The sequence below is a fragment of the Desulfurococcus sp. genome (genome assembly GCF_049970475.1).
Lineage (GTDB): Archaea > Thermoproteota > Thermoprotei_A > Sulfolobales > Desulfurococcaceae > Desulfurococcus > Desulfurococcus amylolyticus.
Genome location: NZ_JBMFMW010000067.1, coordinates 1 through 6285, shown reverse-complemented (window position 1 = coordinate 6285; position 6285 = coordinate 1). Strand labels below are relative to the sequence as shown.

The 6285-nt window shown below is 47.9% G+C and carries 5 protein-coding genes; 2 read left to right on the top strand and 3 right to left on the bottom strand.

Annotated features, from left to right (window positions below):
- Window positions 1–549 (bottom strand): bifunctional hydroxymethylpyrimidine kinase/phosphomethylpyrimidine kinase (thiD, locus tag ACP5N5_RS05030; RefSeq protein ID WP_428133503.1); only part of this gene is annotated, 549 nt, incomplete at its 3' end.
- A gap of 72 nt (window positions 550–621) precedes the next feature.
- On the opposite strand from thiD, the gene ACP5N5_RS05025 reads away from it, so the two are divergent.
- Window positions 622–1404, top strand: coding sequence for a sulfide-dependent adenosine diphosphate thiazole synthase (locus ACP5N5_RS05025; protein WP_042667528.1), 783 nt, complete (start codon window positions 622–624; stop codon window positions 1402–1404).
- 1 nt (window position 1405) lies between these two features.
- Here ACP5N5_RS05025 and ACP5N5_RS05020 read toward each other — a convergent pair whose 3' ends face one another.
- Complete coding sequence (locus tag ACP5N5_RS05020; RefSeq protein ID WP_428133508.1) at window positions 1406–2338, bottom strand: acetamidase/formamidase family protein; 933 nt, start codon at window positions 2336–2338, stop codon at window positions 1406–1408.
- A 112-nt stretch (window positions 2339–2450) separates the two neighbouring features.
- A complete protein-coding gene (locus ACP5N5_RS05015; protein WP_428133500.1) occupies window positions 2451–3824 on the bottom strand; it encodes an MFS transporter in 1374 nt (457 codons plus the stop codon).
- A gap of 107 nt (window positions 3825–3931) precedes the next feature.
- Between ACP5N5_RS05015 and ACP5N5_RS05010 the strand changes: the two genes are divergently transcribed.
- Window positions 3932–6004, top strand: a complete 2073-nt coding sequence (locus ACP5N5_RS05010) for a Sip1-related alpha-galactosidase (RefSeq protein WP_428133506.1) — start codon at window positions 3932–3934, stop codon at window positions 6002–6004.
- Window positions 6005–6285: the final 281 nt, after the last annotated feature.

Genomic DNA, 6285 nt, shown 5'->3' with positions numbered 1-6285 from the left:
CCCGCCTTTCACCACAACCGCCTCGACACCTGTTTCAACAGCTATTACTCTAGCAGCCCTCTTAGCATCCTCAAGGCTCCTTATCTCCATGCCCGCCAACACCTCTGCCTCAGGCTTATTCGGGGTGGCTACTTTAGCCAGGGGAAGTAGCTTCTCGACGAGTGCTCTAACAGCATCCTCTCTGAGGAGCCTGGCCCCGGTTTTAGCTATCATGACTGGATCTACTACGAGTGGGAACCCATATCTATTTACCGCTCTAGCCACGACCTCTATGATCCCGCTATTACTCAGCATACCTGTCTTGGCAGCATCAACCCCCATGTCCTCAGCCACGGCTTCTATTTGCTTATAAACAATCTCAGGCGGAATATCATGGATAGCTGTGACAGCCACTGTGTTCTGCGCTGTTACACTGGTGACTGCTACAGCACCGTGAACGCCTAGAGCTGTGAATGTCTTGAGATCCGCCTCTATCCCTGCTCCGCCGCCTGAATCGCTTCCAGCTATGGTTAACGCGACCGGAATGGGTTTCAAGTGTGTCTCCTCCATGATAACCAAGTATTACATGATACAATAACAAATTTATAAGTTTAACCTAGGATAGAAACAAGTGGTGAAACCATGAGCCTTGAATCCCATATAACCCGAGTCATATGGGAGGAAGCCTCAAGGGACTGGGTGGAGCTAAGCAGTTGCGATGTAGTAGTAGTAGGGGCAGGACCCTCAGGTCTTACAGCCGCTAAGTATCTGGCTGAGAAAGGATTGAAGACCCTCGTACTAGAGAGGAGGCTTAGCTTCGGTGGGGGAATAGGCGGCGGAGGAATGCTCCTCCACAAGACCGTAGTCGATGAAAGAGGATTAGGGATTCTCAGGGACTTCAATATAAGGTATAAGCCTTCAAGCATCAAGGGGCTATACGTGGTGGACACAGCAGAGTTAACAGCTAAGCTAGCCGCTGGAGCCCTTGATGCTGGAGCGAAGATCATACCAGGAATATCAGTAGAAGACGTCATTGTGAGATATAATCCGTTCAGGGTACAGGGAGTAGTAGTAGAGTGGAGCGCCGTCCAGTTATCAGGACTGCATGTAGACCCATTATTCATAGAGTCAAAAGCAGTCATAGATGCAACAGGCCACGACGCCGAGGTGTTGAGGATACTCGAGAAGAAGAACCCTGAGTCCAAGGTCAAGATACCCGGAGAGAAATCAGCATACAGCGAGAAAGCAGATGTAGACGTCGTAGAGTACACGGGGAGAGTGATCCCAGGCCTCTATGCTACTGGAATGGCGGTCGCAGCAGTACACGGCTTAAACAGGATGGGGCCAATATTCACAGGCATGCTACTCTCAGGGAGAAAAGTAGCCGAGGCAGTAATAAGAGACCTGGAATCAGCACCTAAGTAGCTTATTCAGGGCGTATCTCTGAGAGAGCCTTGAGCAGGGTATCGGGTTGAACAATATGCTTGGGTATCCTGGCCCAAGCTGTTTTCCTCGGATCCACTAGTTGACTCACACCAACGTCTACTCCAAGGCTTGCAAGCATGTATGCGTCAATCCAGTCTATTCTTAGAGCCCTTGATAAGGTTTCCACAGCTACTCTAGCCGCCTCCCTTAATGCATCATTGATACTGTCCATGGATACAAGTATGTAGAGTGAGCCACCGTAGTCTACAATAGGCCATGGAAGGGAAGCATTCTTCACTACACCCACTCTCACAAGGACCGAGCCCGATACCTCACATGCTGAAACACAGATCTCGCCGTGTCCCATTGACGCGTGGAGATCCCCGATGCCCAGCAAGCCTCCTTCGTGAAAAACCGGGAGGTAGACCCTTGACCCAGCTGTAATATACTTTGTATCAAGGTTCCCGCCGTGCCTCCCTGGAATCCCTGTTGAAGGCTTCTCATCACTGGCCACGCCTATAACACCGATCATCCTCCATGCAGGCAGCTTCAAACTCTTGAACTCCACGTAGTCACCGTTAACCATGCAGACCCTTGTCTTTGCCTTGTCAACTCTCTCACCGAGAACCCCTTCACCGGGCGCTGTTACAATTACTCCCCTCCCAGATACCTCGAGAGATAAGACATCAACTACGAGCACATCACCTGGACCAGTATCCTCAACGTAGAGAGGGCCTGTTGCAGGGTTTACCCTTGTGAAGTCTATTTTCTCAATAGTGTCCTCCTCGCTCTTAACTTGCCCCCCGAGGGCGTCGAGGGTTTTGAAGACAACTAGGTCGCCTGGCTTAACCCGTGCAACTGGTTCCAGCCCTGGATTAAACTCGTAGAATACATGTGATTCATCAATAACTACAAGCCTAGTCAAGTAATCCACCATTAATTAGTAATCAAAGCCGGAGAATAAATTTAACTTAACATGTGAACATCGATCATGAAATCTAAGGGCTAACTCTCCCCACGGTACTTTTAATTACTTTTTGATGATTTTAATTCCGTGAGGGGAAAAACGCTTGGCTACCGACTCTCTCTGCTAGTGCTTTCCTTAGTTTCTCCTTGTCGCGCTTGTATGTTTTGAAGGCTGGTAGCCATAGTAGTGCGCACGGTATCCATAGAAGGCTTACCAGTAGCAGCCCGTAGTACATACTTTCAGACTTAGTTAAACCCGTTGACTCATAGTACGCCATGAATGCGGCAGCTAGTGTGGGTCCTATTGCTGATCCTATATTGTCTGTTATATTGAAGAGCCCGAAGACTGTTCCCCTGTGCTCTGGAAGCGTGATCTCGCTTAGTATGGCCGGGACGTTTGGGGCTGAGAATGTTACGAACACCATTCCAAAAACTCCGAGCATGATCACCGGGAGCAGAGCTGTGAAACTTGAGTCGCCGTATGGATAGGGGTAGCTGATCAACGATATTACTGTGAAGGTTCCAGCTATGATGCCTATGAAAGGTATTACGAGCCTGGCTCTCTCAAAGCCCTTCCTGAGTAGAGCATCCGATAATACCCCACCCACGAAGTACCCAATCATCATTCCTATACCTGCAGCGAATATTATCAGGGTCGCTACTCCCGCATCTAAACCCCATTTCTCCTGGAAATAAGTGGGGGCCCAGTAAGGTATGGCACCCCATGGAAAGGTCCCTGGAACACCCTGGAGGTAAATAAAGATCAATGTGGGTGTCACGGTTACAGCAGTGAGAAACTCCCTCAGGTTTATCCTGAACCTGTACTCTAATCCGGCCTCGTATAACCTCCTTATCTCAGGCTCCCCGTAGCCTATCTTCACCTCTTTAACAAGCAGTAAGAATAATGGTATAAGGATGAAGTTAGGAGCTGCTGCCAGCATGAACGGGATTCTCCAGGTTAAACCAGCGGAAAGGACTATACCAGTCATCAGCATCCCTATGAGCACGCCGAAACCACTGCTGAAGTTGTAGATGGCATATCCTGTCCCCCTTTTCTCAGGAGGGTAGAGGTCGGCTATGATCGCCCTAGCTACTGGTGCGGCACCGTTTATACCTATCCCGGTTAAAGCGCGGAGGAAGAGCATCTCGTAGTAGTTCCTGGCGAAGCCTGTGAGGAAACATGGGATCTCGCCTAGCAGTACAGCTGTCGCGAAGAGCGTTCTCCTGTTTAGTTTATCTGCCAGGTATCCCCAGATGAATGTTGTAGCTATGCCTACAAATGTTGGAACTGTTGCCAGTAGGCCAGCGTAGAACCAGAAGTTGGGGGTTCCAATCCCAGGTATCATGCCGTCTTCCTCGAGGATTTTAAGCATTGGTGCTATAAGGTTTTGATCCGCGTATAACATGGTGAGAGACAATGCCATGAATAAGATCACGGTTTTCCCATGACTCATGTTATCCACCATGATAAAATCTAAGTATATACTTGTAAGGAATGTATATAAGTTTAACGCTTCATCACTAATAATCATGTATAACTTGTGGGGGTATCGCTGGCTTGATGATCAAAGGAGTAACCATGCATTATGCTGATGGATCAAGCGAGGACTGCAGCCAAATCGAGACTGGTGAAAACCATTACATGTATAAATGTGTAAACGGTATCGTGACGTTAAGGAATGAGGACGGAGTAGTTTCATTATCGGCCAGTACAGTGAAGCCCTTGAGTAGCCTCATAGCTCTTGATATATGGCTAGACCTAGAGAATGACTCGAGGATACTTGTATTGACAACGCATCCCAATGCTGGATCCATGTATGCCTCTGCCTTCGCATACTATAATAAGCTAGCTATTGGTGAGTCTCCTTCAGTCGAGAAGCCGCCTGATAACCCTGATTACCCACCTAGGTTCACTATGATAGATCACTTCTCATACATCAGGAGATTCCCTTGCTGGAGCTATCCGGTAATAATCCAGGGCTTCGATGAGATACCATTATACAGTATATTTGCTGTATACATGCGTAAAGGAGAATACATTATATTACTTCCCCTGCTAGGCTGCTCATTCACAGTTTACCTTGGACCTGGACCCAGGTTAATGGTATTCATTGGGAGAGAAGTCTTCGAGCTCCCAGAGACCCCTGTCCTCATAGCTGGGAAAGGCTTGAACCTCTACAGGGTTATAGAGGAAACAGTAGCAAAAGCATCAAGGATCACTGGCTTCAGGCTTAGAAGGGAGAAGCGTCTCCCCGTCTTCATGAATGGGCTTGGATGGTGTTCATGGAATGCGTTCCTAACAACCAGGTTAACCCATGACAACGTAGTTACAGTTGTATCTAGGCTCCTCGGGAAAGACATCCCATTGAAATGGGTTTTAATAGATGACGGATGGCAGGATGAGGAAGTGGTATCCGTACTGCAAGTGAGAGCGTTGAAGACCCTTAACACGGATAGGTCTAAGTTCCCAAGAGGCCTCAGCAACACTGTCTCCATGTTGAAGAACATGGGGATTAGGTATACCGGTTTATGGCACACTATTAACATTCACTGGGGAGGTGCAGAAGAAGAAGTATTCAGAGAGCTGGGTTCCAACGGGTATAGATCACCTGTTCTTAAAACCCTTATCCCACAACCGGAGCTAGGGGATGCGTATCACTTCTACAAGGGGTTCTATAAATGGGTGGGGAAGCAGGGATTCAACTTCGTCAAGGTTGACAACCAGTGGTCTGTACATGCATTGTATCTGGGCGACAAGGCCTCGGCTGAGGCCTCTAGGAGCATTGAGCTTGCCCTCCAGCTTGCTGCCGAGGAGAATGGGCTCGAGGTGTTGAACTGTATGTCTATGGTGCCTGAGAACTACTATAGCTTCCTACTGAGTAACGCGGTGAGGACCTCTATAGACTATGTCCCCTTCTGGAGAGGCGGCGCGAAACTCCACGCATTCTTCAATGTGTATAATTCACTCTTATTCAGCCATATAGCCTATCCTGACTACGATATGTGGGTAACGTATGACCCATACGCCAGGCTACACGCTGTCCTCAGGGTGTTCAGCGGTGGCCCAGTCTACATAACTGATGGAGACCCCGATAGAACAGATAGGGAACTCCTTGGGAAAATAGTGTTGCCGGATGGATCCATTACAAGGGTAGACGAGCCTGGTTTACCAACCCTAGACATAGTCTTCAGGGATCCCTACAATGAGGAGGTCTTGTTAAAGATCGCTTCAAAGATAGGTTTCTCAACGGCTATAGCCTTATTCAACATCAATAGGAATGAAAAGAGGATCAGTGATAAAGTAACAGTAGACACTCTTCCATACATTACGGAGGCAGAAGCATACGCCTATTACAAAGTATTCACAGGTGAAACAGGCGTCATAGATAGAAGCGGAGAGGTGCACGTGGAGCTGGAACCATTGGGCGTTGAAGTACTAATACTGTCACCGATAATAAACAATAAAGCCGTGATAGGGTTGGAGAATTACCTGCTACCACCAGCCACGGTGGAATCCCTGATTCTACCTGGTGAAATACTCGTCAAGGCCAAGGCTAAGGGGCGAATACTATACTATAAAGACGCGGGCTTCGCAAGGAAACAGGTTGAAGCAGGCGAGACAGTAAAGATCTAGCTTATGTTTTCTTCGACTTAAACCCACAATCCCTGTTCTGTCTAGTAATTCAAGTAGTTCATTGAGGTACGGCATATCGTTTCCTCCAATCATATCGCTCCATACCTTTTTGTTTCATTAAGACATAAAGAGATACAGCTCGATACAGAAAGCTATAATCTAATGTTTCTACCCAAGTTCACCAGGCGGAATTTATATCGCCAGATGAATACAGGTACTGAAATCTTTTTATGTGTTTAGAGGAGGGGTTTATATGGGTTGGTGGGCTGGGTGGAGTCCCC

What these genes read in the sequence shown, in the direction of transcription:
- ACP5N5_RS05025 (WP_042667528.1), top strand. Translation starts at nt 622, where the DNA reads ATGAGCCTTGAATCCCATATAACCCGAGTCATATGGGAGGAAGCCTCA.
- ACP5N5_RS05015 (WP_428133500.1), bottom strand. Translation starts at nt 3,824, where the DNA reads ATGAGTCATGGGAAAACCGTGATCTTATTCATGGCATTGTCTCTCACC.
- ACP5N5_RS05010 (WP_428133506.1), top strand. Translation starts at nt 3,932, where the DNA reads ATGATCAAAGGAGTAACCATGCATTATGCTGATGGATCAAGCGAGGAC.